This is a genomic window from Kitasatospora sp. NPDC001225 (genome assembly GCF_053597855.1).
In genome coordinates, this window is sequence record NZ_JBSFJC010000093.1 from 16304 (window position 1) to 35286 (window position 18983).

The 18983-nt window shown below is 75.8% G+C and carries 11 protein-coding genes, 1 tRNA gene and 1 pseudogene; 5 read left to right on the top strand and 8 right to left on the bottom strand.

Features of this window, described 5'->3' with window-relative positions:
• Positions 1–266: 266 nt before the first annotated feature.
• The 6 genes from ACWDCZ_RS27365 to ACWDCZ_RS27390 all read right to left on the bottom strand — a co-directional run bounded on the left by ACWDCZ_RS27365 (position 267) and on the right by ACWDCZ_RS27390 (position 7308).
• Positions 267–1040, bottom strand: a complete 774-nt coding sequence (locus tag ACWDCZ_RS27365) for a hypothetical protein (protein WP_049659283.1) — start codon at positions 1038–1040, stop codon at positions 267–269.
• A 193-nt stretch (positions 1041–1233) separates the two neighbouring features.
• Positions 1234–1307, bottom strand: a tRNA-Met gene (locus ACWDCZ_RS27370).
• A 98-nt stretch (positions 1308–1405) separates the two neighbouring features.
• Positions 1406–2755 (bottom strand): PrsW family intramembrane metalloprotease, encoded by a 1350-nt coding sequence (locus ACWDCZ_RS27375; protein ID WP_449817213.1) that lies wholly within the window; start codon positions 2753–2755, stop codon positions 1406–1408.
• Between the two features lie 115 nt (positions 2756–2870).
• Complete coding sequence (gene trmB, locus ACWDCZ_RS27380; protein ID WP_049658578.1) at positions 2871–3701, bottom strand: tRNA (guanosine(46)-N7)-methyltransferase TrmB; 831 nt, start codon at positions 3699–3701, stop codon at positions 2871–2873.
• A gap of 123 nt (positions 3702–3824) precedes the next feature.
• Entirely contained in the window at positions 3825–5402 is a 1578-nt protein-coding gene (locus tag ACWDCZ_RS27385; protein WP_449817214.1) for a TROVE domain-containing protein, read from the bottom strand.
• A gap of 478 nt (positions 5403–5880) precedes the next feature.
• Positions 5881–7308: an MFS transporter gene (locus ACWDCZ_RS27390; protein ID WP_449817215.1), complete on the bottom strand. Its 1428-nt coding sequence runs from the start codon at positions 7306–7308 to the stop codon at positions 5881–5883.
• An 821-nt stretch (positions 7309–8129) separates the two neighbouring features.
• Here ACWDCZ_RS27390 and ACWDCZ_RS27395 point away from each other — a divergent pair.
• The 3 genes from ACWDCZ_RS27395 to ACWDCZ_RS27405 all read left to right on the top strand — a co-directional run bounded on the left by ACWDCZ_RS27395 (position 8130) and on the right by ACWDCZ_RS27405 (position 11759).
• Positions 8130–10280, top strand: a complete 2151-nt coding sequence (locus tag ACWDCZ_RS27395) for an asparagine synthase-related protein (protein WP_449817216.1) — start codon at positions 8130–8132, stop codon at positions 10278–10280.
• Between the two features lie 143 nt (positions 10281–10423).
• Positions 10424–10945, top strand: a complete 522-nt coding sequence (locus ACWDCZ_RS27400; protein WP_074002090.1) for a universal stress protein — start codon at positions 10424–10426, stop codon at positions 10943–10945.
• A 109-nt stretch (positions 10946–11054) separates the two neighbouring features.
• The gene (locus tag ACWDCZ_RS27405; RefSeq protein WP_449817217.1) at positions 11055–11759 is read left to right on the top strand and encodes a DsbA family oxidoreductase; all 705 of its coding nucleotides are present in this window, start codon (positions 11055–11057) and stop codon (positions 11757–11759) included.
• 122 nt (positions 11760–11881) lie between these two features.
• On the opposite strand, the gene ACWDCZ_RS27410 is transcribed toward ACWDCZ_RS27405, so the two are convergent.
• Together ACWDCZ_RS27410 and ACWDCZ_RS27415 are read right to left on the bottom strand one after the other, a co-directional pair.
• Positions 11882–14134, bottom strand: coding sequence for a sigma-70 family RNA polymerase sigma factor (locus ACWDCZ_RS27410; protein ID WP_449817218.1), 2253 nt, complete (start codon positions 14132–14134; stop codon positions 11882–11884).
• A gap of 339 nt (positions 14135–14473) precedes the next feature.
• A complete protein-coding gene (locus tag ACWDCZ_RS27415; protein ID WP_241852827.1) occupies positions 14474–15361 on the bottom strand; it encodes a TetR/AcrR family transcriptional regulator in 888 nt (295 codons plus the stop codon).
• 476 nt (positions 15362–15837) lie between these two features.
• Between ACWDCZ_RS27415 and ACWDCZ_RS27420 the strand changes: the two genes are divergently transcribed.
• Together ACWDCZ_RS27420 and ACWDCZ_RS27425 are read left to right on the top strand one after the other, a co-directional pair.
• Positions 15838–17286, top strand: coding sequence for an NAD(P)/FAD-dependent oxidoreductase (locus tag ACWDCZ_RS27420; RefSeq protein ID WP_079272033.1), 1449 nt, complete (start codon positions 15838–15840; stop codon positions 17284–17286).
• 206 nt (positions 17287–17492) lie between these two features.
• Positions 17493–18779, top strand: a pseudogene (locus tag ACWDCZ_RS27425) (SpoIIE family protein phosphatase); the annotation flags it as partial.
• Positions 18780–18983: the final 204 nt, after the last annotated feature.

Sequence of the window (18983 nt, forward strand, 5' to 3'; positions counted from 1 at the left end):
GCTCCTCTACGCCGGCCCGTGCACTGGCCAGGCGCCGAGGCACCGGGGATGTACCGGTGAGCCCGCGGGCCGGGTGACTGCTGTGGATTTCGCCTGCCGGAGGCCTGGGGCCTCACCCTGCGCAGGCAGGGGCGGCTCTAGCGAGCAGCCACCTCACGCATCCTGACGGTACTCAACTCAGGATCACCTCCCTTCAGTGTGCTGCCAGCCTAGGCAGCGCTCCGGCCGGAGGCAACGGATTATTTCGCGGTCCCCGCGTCCGCCGCTCAGGCGGTCTTGAGCTGGTCCTTGAACTTGGTGAAGTCGATCGTGCTGTCGGCCGACGGGACCTGGACGGTCAGCGGCTTGTCGAACTCGCTGAAGTCGATCTTGCCGTTGCCGTCCTTGGCGCCGGCGTGCTCGATCCGCACCGGGTAGGGCTTGCCCTCGGTCGCGATCTGGAGGGTCGTGACCTCGCCCTTGGAGTCGGTGCTCTTCAGGCTGAAGGTCTTCACGCCGTTGACGTCGCCGGCGGAGCCCTTCTCGACCTTGTCGCCGCTGCTCTTGCCGTCGGCGATCTTCTTGCTGAAGTCGGCCAGGTTGCAGACCTTGGTGAGGGAGCCCATCGACGGGTCGCTCTCGAAGCCGGTCAGGTAGCGGCCCTTGAACAGCTCGGCGGCCTTGGCGCCGTTCGGGCCGCCCACGGCGGTCCAGAAGGCGGTGTCCGGCTTGACGTACGAGGTCTTGCCGTCGCTGATGATCTCGAACTTGCCCATGCCCGGCATCGCCATGGTGCCGGTGCACTGGCTCTTGTTGTCCATCGTCAGGTTCAGCTCCATCGCACCGTCACCGGTGTCGACGGTGCCCGCCATCTTGAGGGAGGTCGCGGAGGCCAGGGCCTCCTTGGCCTGCTTCTCGATGTCCTGGGCGCTGAGCTTGCCGGTGTCGAGCTTCTGCGCGGAGCCCGCCTTCCCGTCGCTCGTGGCACTGCCGCACGCGGCGGTGCCGGCGGCCAGGACGAGGCATATCGCGGCGGTGCTGACCAGGCGCTTCGACAGCATGTGGTGATTCCTGTCCGGGGTGGCCCGTGCGGCCCCCCAATTGGATGAATTTTTCCTCAGTATGGTTCAGGTCCCTGACAGGTGATCGTCGGACGGGCCGCTGTTACAGCTTCGTGGCAGGAACGTGCCGCGCCCGTACCCGGACATGCGAAAGGCCCGGAGGAAGAATCCTCCGGGCCTTTCCGCTACTGAGTAGCGGGGACAGGATTTGAACCTGCGACCTCTGGGTTATGAGCCCAGCGAGCTACCGAGCTGCTCCACCCCGCGTCGGTAAACACAACAATACGTGGAAGTCGCCGAGATGGGAAATCGGTTCCCCGAGCACCTCTTGAAGGCACCGCTCGAGCTCCTCCGCAGGCACCTGTTCAGGGCACCCGGGCGGCCCGCCGCCGGGCGGGCGCCGCGTGCCGGCCCGTGCGGCACCTCGCCCAGGCCGCGAAGCAGACCAGCGCGGCGAAGCAGGGCACCATCAGCGCCCCGTACACCACCAGGAAGCCGTCCGTGCCGAGGTCGGCGGCGGCGTTCCAGGTGCCGTGCAGCGCCATCGCCAGCAGCAGCCCGGCCGGGACCGCCAGCCGGGCCAGCCAGCGCCGCGCGGTGGTGAGGGCGAGGGCCAGGCCGATCCCGGTGAGCGCGGTGAACAGCGGGTGGGCGAAGGGGGAGAGCAGGGCGCGCAGCACGAAGGTCTGCACGGTGCTGTCGAAGTCGCGCAGGCTGGGCGGGTCGCCGAGGCCGATGCTGTCCAGCCGCTGGCGCTGGTCGCTGGTGAAGGCCCGGCCCAGGTAGAGGGCGTTCTCGGTGAACGCGAAGCCGCAGGCGGTCATCCCGCCGAGCACCACCCCGGCGGCCAGGGTGCGCGGCCGGGAGCGGCGGTGCGGCGCACCGGAGGGCGGGGCCGGGCGCAGGTAGGGCAGCGGCCGCAGGTACGGGCGCAGCCGCGGCCGGCCGCGGGCGTGCGGCCCGACCGGGTGGCGCGGGTACGGGCGGGGGCTCCGGGGCGCGGGCGACCGGCGCAGCAGCGGCGCGCAGGGGCGCCCGGTGCGGCGGCCGTGGCAGCGCAGCCGCTGGCCGAGCGGGAGCAGGAGCACCAGCAGGGCGGTGGCCTTGGCGGTCTCCTCGATCACCGGGGTGGCGATCCCGGCGCCGAGCAGCTCCCCGAACGGGCCCCGGTACCGGGACAGGTAGTTCGCCGTCCAGTTGTTGGCCAGGATGGCGACGGTGGTGGCCGCGCAGGCGCCCCAGCCGAGGCAGAACACGGTGTGCCGCAGCGGCACCCGGGCGGTGAGGTTGAGCCAGGCCAGGCCGCCGAGCACGAACGGCAGCGGCACCATCGCCAGGCCCAGGCCGACCAGCAGCCCGACGGTGCCGGTCTGCCGCTGGACGAGGTGCAGGATCAGCACCCCGCAGCCGATCAGGGTCAGCACGGCGGTCGCGGTGACCGAGGAGAGCGCCACCGAGCGGCTGCGGCCCGGCGGGGCTCCGGGGGTGGCGGGGGCGGCGGGCGTCCGGGTCGCGGCGGGGGTGACGGCCGGGGGCCGGGCGGGTACCGGGACGGCGGCGGTGCCAGGAGCGGGCAGCGGGCGGTGGGCCCGGTGCCTCCGGGGCCCCGGGATGGTCCGGGTGTCGCCGGTGCGCGGGACCGTCTCCGGTGCGCCGGCGGCGGCGACCGTCGTCCGACCGTTCGCCCGGAACCCGCCGCCGGACGGGCTGCCCATGCGGCACAGGGTAGGCCACGGCGGCGGCCCGCCGGGAGGACTCGGGACGAACCGTCCGTCCCGGTCCCGCCCGTACGGCCGCCGCGCGGTGGCCCGTTCGAACCGGGCCGGTGGGTCAGCGGCGGCGGAACAGCAGGTCGTGGACGACGTGGCCCTTGGCGATCCCGGCCCGTTCGAACTTGGTGACCGGACGCCAGTCCGGCCGCGGGGCGTAGCCGGGGACGCTGCCGTCCGGGTGGTCCGCGGGCTCCAGCCAGCCGGTCCCGTCGCCCTCGGGGTGCAGGTTCTCCAGCTCCGGCGAGGCGGACAGCACGGCCAGCATCTGCTCCGCGTACGGCTCCCAGTCGGTGGCGCAGTGCACCAGGGCGCCGGGGGCGAGCCGGGGCAGCACCAGGTCGAGGAAGGAGGGCTGGACCAGCCGGCGCTTGTGGTGCTTCGGCTTGGGCCACGGGTCGGCGAAGTAGACCCGCAGACCGGCCAGCGAGGCGTCCTGGAGCATGTCGCGCAGCAGGATCACCGCGTCCCCGGCGGCCGTCCGGACGTTGCGGGAGCCGTCGCGCTCCAGCATGCCCAGCAGGTTGCCGTGGCCGGGGGTGTGCACGTCGGCGGCGAGGATGCCGGTGGCCGGGTCGGCGGCGGCCATCGCGGCGGTGGTCTCGCCCATGCCGAAGCCGATCTCCAGGGTCACCGGCAGGCCGCCGAACAGCTCCGGCAGGTCCAGCGGGGTGCCGTCGATGGGGATGCCGTACGTCTCCCAGCTCCGGTCCAGGGCGCTCGCCTGGGCGTTGGTCATCCGGCCCCGGCGCGGCTGGAAGCTGCGGATGCGACGCTCGCGGTGCTGGGCCTCGGTGGCCTTGTGCGGGTACATCGGCGCGGGGTAGGCGGCCGGCGCGGCGGACAGCCGGGCGGACGGCGAGGGCTGGGGGATCGGGGCGGTGGCAGTCACAATCAACCGAGTCTACGGGGCTGCCGGGGCGCGCCGGCCGGGCCTGTGACCGGGCTCATCCGGGCCCGTCCGCCCGCCCTCCGTCCGGTGCGCCGACCCGCCCCCGAAGCCTCCGCCGCCCGGCTACTCCTCCCAGGGCCAGCGGGCGTCCGCCCCGGCCTCCAGGAGGGGGACCAGCCGGAAGGCCGCGTCGCTCAGGCCGCCGAAGGTGTGCCGGTGGGCGCCGCCGCTGGCGCCGTGGCCCGGGGCGTAGCCGGCCAGGTTCCAGGTGTAGACGGGCACGTGGGCCGGGACGGCGGCGAGCGGGTCACCGCCCCGGTGGCCCGGGCCGGTCTGCTCGTCGGTGACGATCACCACCCGGTCGTGGCCCCGGTAGCGGGCCCGGACCGCGTCGGCGGTGTTGGTGCCGCCGAGGCTGGAGAACCGTTCCAGCACCCGCAGCACCGCCTCGCCCCGGCCGACCTCGACGACCCGGCTGGTGGTGCCGAACTCGACCAGGTCCGCCTCGGCGGCCCGGAGCTTCAGCGTGGTGCCGAAGATCGCCGCGGAGTCCGCCCGGTTGAGCTCGGTCGGCCCGCCGGAACGGTCGAACATCGAACCGGAGCGGTCCACCAGGATCAGCGTCCGGCCGGGCAGTTCCGGCACGTTGGCCAGCGAGTGGCCGAGCGCGGTCTCCAGCGCGTGCCCCCAGCGCAGCGAGGGGACGTTGCGGTACGCGGCCAGGTAGCGGAACGGGAACTGGCGCGAGCGCCGCACCTCGTCCTGGTCGGAGATCCGCCGGGCGACCTCGGCCGCGACGGCGTCCGGGACCCCGGCACGGTCGAAGTTGCGCAGGTTCCGCACCAGCGCCATCGGACCCATGGACGGGATGACCGCCTCCCAGACCGCCGCGTCCAGCGGGCCCTGCAGCCAGCCCGCCAGGGCCTCCCAGGTCAGCCCGGCGGCGGCCAGCCGTTCCGCGCCGCCCTCGGCGGTCACCGCCGCCCGGCGCTCCTCGACGGGCAGCGCGAGCAGTTCGCGGTTGGCGGTCAGCACCCGGTCGGCGGCCGGTGGGACGGCCTCCTCCGGCCGGTGCCGGCGGTCCAGCGCGTGGGCGAACAGCGCGCCCTGCCAGTGCTTCCGCGGGTCCGGCGAGGGGTGGGTCAGCTCGATCACGTCGCCGAAGCGGTAGCCCTTGCCGGCGGTGTCGTACTTGAGCAGCGAGCGGGCGTCGTACAGGTGCCGGACGGCGTCCGCGATACCGCGCTTGAGCGGCTTGGGCAGCGCCCGGCCGTAGCGAGAGGTCCAGTAGGCGAGCAGCTCGCCGGGCTCGTCGGCGCGCCGCAGCACCGCCGCGACGGCCTGCCGGGAGTGGCCGTGGGCGCCCGCGTCCAGCCGGGCGCGGGTGAACTCGGCGGCGCCGACCAGGGCGGCGGTGCGCAGCTGGGCGCCGTGGCGCAGCCAGCGCAGCAGTCCGAGGGTCCACTCCGGCTCGGCGACGGCGAGTTCGCGCACCAGCGCGGTGTAGCGGTCGTCGCGCTCGCCGCCGCGCTCGTGGAAGGTGTCCTGGCCGACCATGTTGGCCACCGCGAGCAGGAAGAGCTCGGACTTGCGGTCCCGGACGAAGCCGGGGCCGCCGTTGTGGTTGACGGTGCGCGCGCCGGTGGTGGTCACCGGCGAACTCGGACCGGACTTGGCCCCGCGGACGTTGAACCTGGACATGCGGCAGCCCCCCTCGGCGTGCTGGTGTCGGTGGGAGGGAGGCGTGCTGCGGCAGCGGTGCCCGGGTCCCGTCACGGCTGACGGGACCCGGGCACCACGAGGAGCCGCCTCCCGAGATCAAAGGTGGCGGCGGTGTTTCGCGGGCTCGAACCGCAGCGCCCAGGGGGCGCCTCACCAAGAAGTAACCGCTGCCGTCGCACCGGGAGGTGCGGACGAACTGTTCACGTGTGGGTGTCCAGAGATCGAGGACGGCTGAGGTGACATAGCTGCTCTACCGACTGAGCTACACCGGCCCGAAGCCGGTGACGGGACTCGAACCCGCGACACGCCCATTAAGAGTGGAAGTAACCTCTGCCTGCGCACCTGGACGGGAGAAACCCTAGCCAGGCCCCTCCCGCCGGCGCACCTCAATTACCGCCGGGCCCTCTCGCCGTTACGGTCGCCGTCCGATGACCAGCCTGAGTCGCCGCTCCGGCGCTCACGCCGGGGCGACGATCACCGCGCGCGCCCGCTCGGTCAACTCCCGTACCCGGCGTTCACCCTGGAAGGGCTCCAGCCGCCGGAGCATCTCCACCACGTACTCCCGGCTGCGCTGCGAGGAGATCCGGCCGGCCACCTCGACGGCGCGTTCGCCGGCGGCGACCGCGGCGTCCAGGTTGCCCGCCTCCGCCTCGGCCATCGCCGAGACCACCAGCCGCAGGCCGTGCGAGCGGACGAAGCCCTCGGTGGGCGTGGCCAGCGCCTCGCGGGTGAACTGCCGGACCTTGGAGGGCACTCCGAGGTCGCGGAAGCACTCGGCGGCGTCGGCGGCGAGCCGGTCGTAGGCGTAGAAGTCGATCCACGCCGGATCGGGATCCCCGGCGCGCGCCCGTTCGAGCGCGCTCTCCGCGGCGCCGAGCGCCGTCGCGCACGCCGCCGCGTTGCGGGCCTTGGCCTGGGCCCGGGCCTCCACCAGGTGGAAGAAGCTCATGGTGCGGGCGGTGGCCAGGCCCCGGTTGCGCTCCAGCGCGGCCTGGGCGAGGTCGACCGCCTCCTCGGCGAAGCCCCGGTAGCCGGCCTGGAGGCTCATCGAGGCCAGCACGTAGCCGCCGAGCGGCACGTCGGCGGCGGCCCGGGCCAGCCGCAGCGCCTGGATGTAGTAGCGCTGGGCGGCCTCGTGCTGCCCGGTGTCGAAGGCCATCCAGCCGGCCAGCCTGGTCAGTTCGGCCGTCGCGCCGAACAGCGCCCGGCCGGCCGCGTCGCTGTACGAGGCGAGCAGCAGCGGTGCCGCCTCCACCCGCAGGCACTCCGGCACCATCGACGAACGCCAGTCCCCGCCACCGTACTTGGAGTCCCAGCGGCGGGCCTCCTGGGCGGCCTCGCGGAGCTTGGCGGCGTCCGAGTGGCCGACCCGGTAGGAGGAGGTGTCTGTGGGGGAGCGCGGCACCTCGCGGGCCACCGAGCCGTCCGCCGGGGTGATCAGCCAGCGGGAGACGGGGGTCGCGTAGGCGGCCACCGAGAAGGTGCCGGCCAGGCTGTCGCTCCAGCGGCCGCCGCCGGGGCCCCGGCGCAGGTCGAGGTCGACCCGCCACAGGTCGGTCGCGGAGCGGACCGCGTCGGCGACCTCGCGCGGGAAGGCCAGGCCGAGTTCGGGCGCCGGGTCGGTGTCGCCCAGGCCGATCTCCTCCAGCGGGACGGGCCGGCCGAGCTTGCCGCCGATGGCGGTGGCGATCAGGTGCGGGACGGGCCCCTGCGGCACCATGCCCTTGCTGACCCAGCGGGCCACCGAGGTCTTGTCGTACCGCAGGGTCAACCCGCGCTGGGCGCCGAGGTCGTTGACCCGGCGGGCCAGTCCGGCGTTGCTGATCTGGGCGAGGGTCAGGAGCGTGCCGAGCCGTTCGTTCGGTCCACGTGGGCTGACGGTCATGGTGGCGGCGGCACCTCCTGCGGCCTTGTGCGCGGGGCCCGGGCGGCACCGGGCCGTAGCTGCTGTACCTAGCGTAGTCGGACGCGTTCCGACGGTTAAGAGGTCGCATTCCGGATGGCGGGATCGCGCACTCGGCGGTGCCGCACCGGAGTTGGTCCGGACCACTCGGATCCGGCCGACCGCGCGGCGCTCCGGAGCGTCGTGCTCCGGTCCCGTGTACACGTGCGCCCGGCCGTGCCCCCTGGCCCGACCGGCAGGTCGGCGATTCGCTGGTGGTCGTGGGTCGGCCTGCCGTCGAGGACCCGGCGGGCCGGGGGACGCCGCCGCCTCAATCCCCGCGGGCGGCGGTGGAGTCCGGGAGGGCGTGCGGATGCCCTCCCGGGCCGGGCGACGCCTTTCGGCCATCTCGCGATGCCCATGCCAAAGGCGTTCGTCGGCGGTCCGGGCCGGGGAGGGGGAGGCCCGGCCCGTCCGCCCCCCGGGAGCGCCCGGACGATCGAACTCCCCTACGAAGCACGGAATTTGCCCACCCGGGGTGATCGGGCGCCGCCCGGGCCCCGGGCCCTTGAATGCATCCCCAGGCGCACCCGGGCCGGCCCGCCCCGCCGCCGCTGCCGTCGAACGGGCGGTCCGAACGGAAGCGGAACCCGAAACACCGACCACGGCGACCGCCCGCGGTGGCACGATGTCCACTGACGGCGCGTCGAGCTGCGGGGGCACGCCGGGACGCGCACGGGCCGCCACGGCACACCACCCGGCCGCCCGGCGGGCGGCGAACGAACGCACCGCACGGATGCAGGTCCTCGTCCGGTGGAGGCGCGATGCGGTGGCTGACGGGCTGGTGCACGGGCGCGTCGAGCGCGGGCACCCCGGCGTACGAGGCGCTGGCCAGGGTCGAGCCGATCGCCGCGCGCCCGCTCTGGGCCGGACCGGACCCGCTCTGGGCCGTGGGCGACTGGCGCCCCGGGGAGATCCGCCTGGTCACCCTCCGCCCCGGCGCCCCCGCCGTGGTCAGCACCGGCCCCACCGCCCCCGACCAGGTCGAGGACACCCCCGCCACCTCCCGGCTCGCCGTCCTCGGCCACTGCGGCGCCACCGACGCCGAACTCGCGGCCGGCCTCGCCGCCGCCCGCGGCGGCGCCGTCCGCCACCTGACCGCCTGGCCCGGCAGCTACACCGTCGTGCTGCGCTCCGGCACCCGGTCCACCCTGCTGCTCACCGACCTCGCCGGCGCCCAGCCCGTCTTCCACACCCCGTGGGCCGGCGGCACCGCCTACGCCACCGCCGCCCTGCCGCTCGCCGACCTGGTCGGCGCCCCGCTGGACACCGGCCACCTCGCCGCCCGGCTCGCCTGCCCCGAGTCCCCCGAGGCGCTCGGCACCGGCACCCCGTACGAAGGCGTCCAGGGGGTGCCGCCCGGGCACGTGCTCGGCATCCGCGGCGGCCGCCCGTACCTGTCCGGCTACGACGACCCGGCCGGCGCCGAGCAGCCGCGCGACGAGGCGCCCGCCGTCCGCGAACTCACCCGCGCCCTGCTGGAGTCCGTCCGCTCCCGGGTCCGCACCACCTCGCCCGCCCCCGTCCCCGACCTGGCCGACCCGGTAGGGCGGGCCCGGCTGGGCGTCGACCTGTCGTACGGGACGGCCTCCGCGACCGTCGCCCTGCTCGCCGCCGCCGTCCCGCTGCCGTCGGCGACCGCCTCCACCGCGGTGGTCCGGGCGGCCGCGGCCGGGGCCAGGAGCGGTGCGGTCAAGGGCTCCTGGGCCCGCGCCGCCGCCCAGGAACCCGCCGCCCCCGAGCAGTTGGCCGCCGTCACGCTCGGCGAGACCGAGCCCCCGGCCGGCCTCGCGCTCGCCCCCGACACCCCGCGGCTGCGGCACACCGTGCTCGACCCCGGTCCGGACACCCTCCCGTACGCCGGGCCGGGCGCCGACCCGCAGTCCGGCCGGCTCACCGACGAGCCCGGGCCCGAACTCGTCGCCGCCGCCCGGGCCGAGGCCCGCTTCGACGCCGGCGGCACCGACCACCTCACCGGCTACGGCGCCCGGCAGGTGCTGGACGGGCACCCGGCCCGGCTCGCCGACCTCCTCCGGGCCGGCCGGCCGCGCGAACTGCTCTCCCCGGTGGTCGCGTTGGCCGGCGCCGACCGGGCGGCCGCGGGCGTCCTCACCGGCACGCTGCGCACCCCGCTCACCGTGGTCCGGGCCGCCCACCGGCTCTCCCGGGTCCGCTACGCCGAGGCGCTGGACGAGGCGGCCGCCAGGCTGACCGCCCGCCACGTCCCGGACGGTGCCGGCACGGCCGGGGCGCGCTCGGCCGCCGACCTCGCCTGGTGCGTGCCCGGTCCGGCCGCCCGCTGGCTGTCCGACGAGGCGCTCTCCGCGGTCGCGCTGCGGCTCCGCCTGGCGGCGCGCAGACCGGCGCCCGGGGAACACCCAGGCGCACACCGGGCCAGGCACGCCCTCTACCGGCAGGCGCGCGGGTTCCGCACGCTCGTGCACGCCGCTGAACAGCCCGGCCAGCGGCTGCACGCGCCCTTCCTTGACAACCAGGTGGTGCGCGCCGCCCGGCTGCTGCCCGACGACGTCCGCCTCCAGCCCGGCGCCCGGCACGCCCTCCTGCACGCCGTCCTCACCGGCGCCGGCCGCACCGACCTGCCCCCCGACTGGGGCCGCGTCCCCCGCCCCGACCGCGCCGCCCCCGCCCGCACCGGCCTGCGCCTCGCCGCCGACGGCCTCGCCGAACTCTTCGACGCCCCGCTGCTCGCCGAAGCCGGCCTCATCGACCTCCCCGCCGTCCGGGCCGGCCTCGCCCAGTCCACCGACCCCGCCACCCCCCTCTCCCCCGCCGCCCTCGCCGGCCTCGCCGACCTCGTCTCCACCGAACTCTGGCTCCGCCGCATCCGCGCCCGCCGCCACGGCGCCTGCTGGACCGGCCTCCCCACCCCCCGCCAACCCGCCCTCACCTCCTGAAGCCCGCCGACACCTCGGCGCGCCGACCGCTGCTCCCAGCCCGCGCCCCCGCCCCACCCCGCCCTGCGGCGCGGTTGCCGGGTCCGGATCGGCGGGGCGGTGATGATGGCGGGGGTGTGGATCCGGGGTGAGGAGGACGTGCGGTGGCCGGTGGGAGCGCGGGGCGGGAGGTGCCGGTCGTGCTGTCGGTGCTCGGGCGTCCGCCGGCGGGGCGGCCGCCCGGGGTGCTGGCGGCGTGCGACGGGTCGGACGGGTCGCTGTGGGCGCTGGACCGGGCGATGACGGAGGCCGAGCTGTTCGGGCTGCCGCTGTACGTGCTCGCCGTGGTCAACCCGGCGCCGGCCGGTTACCCCCCGGGGATGGCGGAGCTGGTGCAGGAGAGCGTGGAGACGCTGGTCGAGAGCATGGCGGACGGGCTGCGCCGCTCGGTGGCCGCCGTGCAGCGCCGGCGGCCCGTGCCGTACGCGGGGGAGCTGTCGCTGCACGTGGTGCTGGGCAATGTGATCGAGGTGCTGCTGGAGGCGGCGACCCGGCAGCACACGCTGGTGATCGGCACCCGGGGCAACGGCGGCTTCGCCCGGTTGCTGATGGGTTCGGTGAGTTCGGCGGTCGTGCACCACGCGGCCTGCCCGGTGCTGGTGGTTCCGGCGCCGCCCGCGGCCTGACCTGGAGCGGAGCGGGAAAGACGCCCGTGGGTGCCGGGAATGTACCGAGATGGTTCATCGTTCATCCATCTTGTCCCCATCCCACAAGACGCCCCCTGGAGCCCCCCGCATGAAGGTCGAGATCTGGAGCGACATCGCCTGCCCCTGGTGCTACATCGGCAAGCGCCGTTTCGAGCAGGCCCTGGCGGACTTCCCGGGCAAGGAGCAGGTCGAGGTCGTCTACCGTCCGTACCAGCTGGTCCCGGACGCCCCCGCCACGGCGAGCCCGCACCGGGCCTGGCTGGCCGAGCGCTACGGCCCGCAGTCGGTGGCGATGGACGCGCGGGTGGCCGAGCTGGGCCTTGCCGAGGGCATCGCGTACGACTTCGACGCCGCGCTGCACGCCAACACCTTCCTGGGCCACCGCCTGCTGCACCTCGCGGAGGCCGAGTACGGCCCGGCCGTCCAGGGGCGGCTGAAGGAGGCGCTGCTGAAGGCGCACTTCACCGACGGCGTCGACGTCGGCGACCGTGCCGCGCTGACCGACGTCGCCGTGGCGTCCGGCCTGGACCGGGACCGGGTGACCGCCTACCTGGCGGGCGACGAGGGCACCGCCGAGGTCAACGCCCAGCTGGCCGAGGGCCGGGAGCTGGGCATCAACGCCGTGCCGACCTTCGTCTTCGAGGGCAAGTGGGCCGTCCAGGGCGGCCAGGACGCCGCGACCTTCGGCAAGGTGCTGGAGCAGGTCGCCGCCGAGATCGGCGAGCGCCGCCCCGCCCCGGTGCAGGTCGCCCCGGCCGGGGAGGCCTGCGCGGACGGCTCCTGCGCCATCTGACGGCCGACCGGGCCCAGGCCGCCCACCCCGGCGGCCAACCCGGGCACGGCACCGCGGACCCGAGGCCCGCTCCAGCACCCCTGGAGCGGGCCTCCGTCATGACCGCCCGGAGCGCGCCCGGGTCACGAGCAGCGGAAGCGGGCCTCGGCCCAGTCCGCGACGTTCAGCGCCGACCAGATCCCGCTCACCGGCGTGACCGACAGCTTGATCGACTTCTGCCCGGCCAGCGGCACGTGCACCGGCACCGCGTCGTCGCCGACGGCCAGCGCGCGGGAGCGCCACAGGACGGTGCCGTCGGTGCCCTGGACGGTGAAGACGACCCCGCCCGGCGAGATCGTGGCGTCGTCCACCCCGGCCAGCGCGTCGAAGGACGTGCACGTGCGGTTGAGGTCGATCACGGTGGCCGCCGGGGCGTGCACGGTGATCACGTGCGGGTGGTAGTCGCCGCCGATCCAGCCGCCGTCCCGCTGCCAGAACTTGTCGCTGTCCTTCTGCCGGATGCTCGGCTCGGGCGGCGGCACCCGGTTGTTGCCGGGCTTGAGCACGGGCAGCGAGTTGCCCCAGAAGTCGCTGAGCACGGGCGGCGTCGGCGTGGGGACGGTCGGGGTCGGCACCGGCGGCAGGGTGGGCGTCGGGACGACCGGCACGTCGGGGGTGGGCAGCGGCGGCAGGCTCGGTACGGGCACCACCGGGGGAGTGAAGGTCGGCGTCGGCGTCTTCGGGCTGCCGGACGTGGGCGTGCCGGACTCCGGCGCCCGGGTGGTGGCGGGAGGCGGGGCGGGCGTGGACGCGGCGGCCGGCTTGGTGTCGGCGCTCGACGCGGGCGCCTCCGGGGCCGGAGCGGCAGCGCCGGGAGCCGGGGCCGCGGCGGGTGCCGCGGGTGCGGCGGACGCGGGCGCGGGCGGCGCCGGGGAGGCGGCGGCCGGGGCGCTGGGGGCCGGGGGAGCGGCCGCCGGGGGCTGCGGCTCGGGTGAGCCGGTGAGCGCGTACGCGGCGACGGCGGCCGCGGCGACCGCGATGGCGGCGGCGATCCCGGCCTTGGCGGCGGTGCCCAGGCCCTCGCCGGCCGCGGCGGCGCCGGCCCCGCCCCCGCCGGAGGCCGCACCGGCCGCACCGGCCGAGCCCGCACCGGCCGCGGCCCCTGCGGACCCGGAGGTCGCGGCGGCCGTCCCGGCCGCTGCCGCACCGCCGACGGCGGCGGCACCGCCCACGGCGGCCGCGGCGGCGCCGAACCCGCCGACGCCGATCCAGACCAGCACCCCGCCGGGCAGCAGGGCGCGCAGCCCGGTGTTGATCTCGGTCAGTTCCAGGCAGGCGGCCGTGCAGCGGTCGCACTCAGTGAGGTGCCGGCCGACCTCCGCCGAGGCCCGCTTGCGCAGCGAGCCGCGCGCGTACGCGCCGAGCCGGTTGGCGTACGCCTCGCAGGCGCTGTCCTGGCTGCCCGAGACGTGCGCCTGGAGGAACGCGGCGGCGAGCCGGTCGCGGGCCCGGTGGGCCTGGACGGCGGTGGCATTGGCGGTCTTGCCGAGCATCACCGCGACGGTCTTCGGGGACTCCCGCTCGACCTCGGTGTGCCAGAGCACCATTCGGTCGTCCTCGGGCAGTTCGGCGTAGGCCTGCATGACCATCCGCTGGTCGGCCATCGCCATCGCCCAGGCGTCGGCGCCCGGGTCGGCGAGGTCGAAGTCGACCACGGCGGCCGAGGTCTGCGCGAACACGGCGAAGTCGTCGACGAGTTGCTCGCGCCGCTCGCTGCGGTGCCAGGCGGCGGCGACGTTGCGCACGGCGGTCAGCAGGTACGCGCGGACGGCGAACTCGGGGCCCTTGCCCGCCCGCAGCGCCTGCAGGGTGCGGGCGAAGACCTCGCCCGCGAGGTCCTCGGCGGTGAAGCTGTCCCGGCAGCAGGTGCGGGCGTAGCGGCGCACCGAGTCGGCGTGCCGGCGGTAGATCTCCTCGTACGCGGTGTCGTCGCCGGCCCGCACCCGGGCGGTCAACTCGGAGTCGGAGGCCGGGCGCTCGCCGTCCACCGGGTCGGCGGGGGCGGGCACGGTCGGCCGGGCGGTGCGGCCGTCGCCGGTGAACGGTTCGCCGACGAACGCCTCGGGGGCGACGCCGCCCCGGCCCGCCGGGGCCTGCCCGGGCACCCGGCCGGGGGGCAGTGCGGCGGCGGAGGCGGAGAGCGTCTCGCGGCTGGGCATCCCGGCCTGGTCGGGGACGTGTCCGGCGGCCGAACCCGCTGCGGCGCCCGGCACTTGGGCCGTCCCGCCGGCGCTGCCGAGACTGCAGGGGCCCGCGGCGGACCCCTCGGCGGTCTCACCGGAGCGGCCCCCGAAGTCGAGGCCGTACCCGTAGTCGTTCTGTTCCTCGGCGCTCACAACGGACCCCAGATTCCACGACAGCCCCCGTAGTGTGGCAGGGCGCGCGGGAGTGCGTAGGCGCACGGTTCCCCGGCGTACGGCGCCGACGGCGCGCGAACGGCGCGCATCGGGACATTGGCTCCAACCACGGGCAAAGGATGGCATAGCGCAGGGATCGGCGGTAGCCGGACCGGTCGCCTTCCACTCCTCCGAGGGGCCGTCGCGGGGGCGTTCGCCCAGCGTGCGGTGGTGGGGTGTGCGACTCCCGCACCCCGGCGCGCGCACTCGGGTCGCGCGCCGGTCCTCCTCCCAACTCCCGTGCCCGTCCGGCGTGGCGGCCCGGCCGGCCGACGGGCGTCAGCGCTCCCGCAGGCCGTCCAACAGGATCTGCAGCAGCCGGTCCGAGGGCCCGGCGACCGGCTGGCCCTCCGTCTGCGGAGAAATCGGCGAGAAACCGACGGCCGTCGGCGCGGAGACCGACGGACGGGCCGCGTGCACCGGCACCGAGGCCGTCAGCACCAGCACCACGTCCGACACCGTGACGCCCGGCCGCAGTTCGCCCGCCGCACCGGCCCGCGCCACCAGCGCGGCCAGCAGCTGGAGCAGCAGCCGGGGATCGGCGTCGGCCGCCGACGGCTCGACCGCCCCGCCGGAACGGGCCTCCTCGCCGCGCAGGTCGAAGCGGACCGCGGCCGGCGGCTCCGCCGCCCGCTGCTCGGGCACCCGGCCCAGCTCCTCCGCGTACCGGAACGCCTCCGGCGGCAGCAGCCGCCCGGCGCCGCTGCTCACCGCGCGGGCCAGGTAGCCGGCCAGCGCCTCCCAGGCGCCGTCACCGCCGTACAGCGACTCCCGCGCCTGCGCGGTCAGCCACGCCACCTCCTCGGCGGCGATCCGCTGGACCAGCACCTCCTTGCTCGGGAAGCGCCGGTAGACGGTGCCGACCCCGACCCCGGCCCGGCGCGCCACCTCCTCCATCGGCGCGCCGTAGCCGAACTCGCCGAACACCTCGCGCGCCGCCCGCAGCACGCTCTCCAGGTTCCGCCGGGCGTCCACCCGCAACCGGGCCCCCGGCACCGGCACGGCGGCCGGCGCGGGCTCGACCCGGTACGGGACGGCCGCCCGGGCCAGACCGGCCGGTGCCGTCCCGCCCTGCGGCAGGTCCACCGGGCCGCGTTGCTCGGGGACCATGCCCGGTCCGACCTGCGACGCACCCGCCCGCCCCAATACCTGCTCCTGATCCATCATCCCAACTCTCCCCCGCAGGCGTCCGAAACCGGACCCTGTCGTCGCCCGCCCCTGCACCCCCCGGTGCAGCTCGGCCCGTCAGAAGTGACCCGATGACCCATGCTCGTGCCGCCCGTCCCGATCCGGTGACCACGGTTCGTGCCGCCGTGCCGGGTCCACGTCCGGCTCGGCGCGTCGGCACCGACCGGGGCCCTGTCCGGGAACTACCCTTCCCCGGATGACCGTCCCCCAGTCGGGTTCTCACGCCAACGCTGGAACTGGCCGTAGTGGCCGCTCCACGGTGCGTCGCCGCCGATTGTCATGGCGACGGCCGCCCCGGTACACAATCCGACCATAGTTCACCACTCTCCGAGGCCGAAAGTGCGTCAGAAAGTCGCCCAGTAGGCACAACTGGCCACGACGGTCACTCGCGTCGCAACCAGCCCCGTACGGACTGTGGACAAGACGACCCCCGCCGGTCCTTCATAGGGGGCGTGATGGGGGACACCCCCGGCCGCGGGGTGGCCGGGACGAAACGTCGCATCGGCAGGAGGCGCACCATCAGGATCCTGATCGCCGGCGGCGGCTGCGCCGGAACGGCCGCCGCACTCCACCTCCAGCGCGCCCTGCGGGAACGGCTGCGGCGCGGCGAGGCGGAGATCACCGTCGTCGAGCCCCAGGCGTACTTCACCTACCACCCGCTGCTGGCCGAGGTGGCGGCCGGCTCGATCGACCCGAGACACGTGGTCGTCCCGCTGCGCCGGGTCCTGCCGGACTGCCGGGTGCTCACCGCCCGGATCACCCGGATCGAACACGCCGCCCGGCGCGCCCTGGCCGACGCCGCGGGCCCCGGCGAACCCCCCGCCCCGGTCGAACTCCCTTACGACGTCCTCGTGGTGGCCCCCGGATCGGTCTCCCGCACGGCGCCGGTGCCCGGCCTCGCCGAGCACGGCCTCGGCTTCTCCACCGTCGGCGAGGCGGTGGGCCTGCGCAACCACGTCCTGGAGCAGCTCGACCTCGCCTCCGCCACCCGCGACCCGGCGCTGCGCCAGGCCGCGCTCACCTTCGTCTTCGTCGGCGCCGGCTACGCGGGCGTCGGCGCGCTCGCCGAACTGGAGGACATGGCCCGCACCGCCGTGCGCGGCTACCACAACGTCCGCGCCGAGGACCTGCGCTGGGTGCTGGTCGAGGCGACCGGCCGGATCCTCGCCGAGGAGTCGCCCGAACTCGCCCGGCACACCCTGGGAGAGCTGCGCGAACGCGGCGTCGACATCCGGCTGAGCACCACCCTGGAGTCCGCCGCCGACCGGGTCGTGGCGCTCTCCGACGGCAGCCGCTTCGGAGCCCGCACGCTGGTCTGGACGGCGGGCGTCCGGCCGTCCCCGCTGCTGCGCGCGACCGACCTGCCGCTGGACACCCTCGGCCGGGTGCGGTGCCTGGCGACCCTGCAGGCCGTCGGACCGGACGGGCGCGCCCTGCCCGGCGTCTGGGCGGCCGGCGACTGCGCCGCCGTACCGGACCCGAACGCGGACGGCGCCCCCTGCGCCCCCAACGCCCAGCACGCCTTCGCCCAGGCCGAGCTGCTCGCCCGCAACGTCGTGGTGGCCCTGGACGGCGGCCCGCACGCCCCGGGCCTGGCCGACTACCGGCCGGGCCCCGCCGCCTGCTCGACCTCGCTCGGCCCGCACCGGGCCGTCGCCCACACCCGGCGCGGCGGCAGGCTCACCGGCCGCCGGGCCTGGTGGCTGCACCGGGCCCGGCACCTGCGGCGGCTGCCGAGCACCGAGCGCCGGGTGCGGGTGCTGATGGACTGGGTGCTGGGCGGGGTGTTCTCCCGCGAGCCGGTCTCGCTGGGTGCGATGGAGCACCCGCGTTCGGCCTTCGAGGAGGGGTTCGGCCCCGAGCCCGGACGGCCGTCCGACGCCGGCCCCGATGCTCCCCGGTGACCGCGGCCGCCGACCCGGGCCGGCGGCCGACCGGACGGCGAACCGGGGAGTGGGTCGGACGGCGGATCGGGCGGCCACGCCGGGCGCGCGACTTCCGGAACCGGGCCTCCGCCTGACAGGATCAGCCCGACCTGGTCATTACCCCGTGTGCTGCTGCGCACACAAAAAGTGATGATATGCCTGGAAAACGAGGAAGCGGCCGTCGTTTGAACCTCATGCGCTGGAGCGCCCGGCTCGCCGGAGTCCCCTGGCGTGCCCTCCCGCCCCCCGGGACCGGCACCGAGGACGGTGCGCCCTGCCCCGAGGGCGTCGTCGTGCCCGGCCCCCGCGACCCGGCCGGCCCCGCCGCCACCGCGGAGCTCCCCGACCCGCACAAGCCGCAGAACCTGCGCGAGGTCCTCAACCGCATCCCCGCCCCGGTCGCCGTCACCTACGGCCCGCTCCACCAGCTCGGCTACGCCAACCGCGCCTACCGCGAACTCTTCGGCGAACGCCCCACCGGACTGCCGGCCGCCGAGGCGCTCCCCGAACTCGCCACCATGGGCGTCCTGCCCCTGATGGACCAGGTCATCCGCGGCGGCCGCCCGCGCAGCGTCAAGGCCCGCTGCATCCTCGGCCTCACCGGCAACCGCTACTACAACGTCTCCTGCGTCCCGCTCGGCACGGGGGAGGGCGGCGACGCCCCCACCGAGGGACCGCCCGCCGGCGTGCTGATCTTCGCCGCCGAGGTCACCGACCAGGTCCTCGCCGCGGCCCGCCTGCGCGAAGCGGAACGCCGCCAGCGCGAGGCCGCCGTCACCCTCCAGCGCAGCCTGCTCCCGCAGAAGCTCGACCAGCCGGCCGGCCTGCGGGTCGCCGCCACCTACCAGCCGGGCGGCGCCGAGGCCGCGGTCGGCGGCGACTGGTACGACGTCATCGCCATCGACGGCGGGCGCACGGCACTCGTCATCGGCGACGTCATGGGCCGCGGCCTGCGCGCCGCCGCCGTCATGGGCCAGCTGCGGACGGCGGTCCGCGCCTACGCCCGCCTCGACCTCCCGCCGCACGAGGTGATGCGCCTGCTCGACGGCCTCGCCATGGAGATCGACGCCAACCAGATCGCCACCTGCACCTACGCCGTCTGGGACCCGCGGCGCCGCACCCTCTCCTACGCCTCCGCCGGACACCTCCCCGTCCTGCTGCGCTGCCCGGACGGCACCATCCTGCGCAGCGAGGAGCAGAACGGCCCGCCGCTCGGCACCGGCGGCGGCCTGCACGTCTCCCACACCCTGCGCCTGCTCCCCGGTACGACCGGTGTCCTCTATACCGACGGACTGGTCGAGCGCCGGGACGAGGATATCGACCAGGGCCTCGACCTCCTGGCCCGCACCCTGACCGGCGCGATCGGCGCCCCCGAGGTGATCTGCGCCCGGCTGCTGCGGGCGATGGGCGTGACCTCCGAGCACGACGACGACGTCGCCGTCCTGGCCTTCCAGCTGCCGGCGGAGGAGGGCACCGAGAATTCGGTTGCGCCACTTGACCCGGCGACTCCAGAGGTCTAGTGTTCTTCGAGCTGCCTGGCAGGGAGCACCGGACACGCATCTGCGCGGACGGTCCCGCGGTGGCCAATCCTCTGAAACACCACTTCCGGTTCGTGCCGGTCGTTTGCGCTTTTCGGCGCTGTGACCTGGTGCTTATTCGGCGTGCTCGTTTTATCG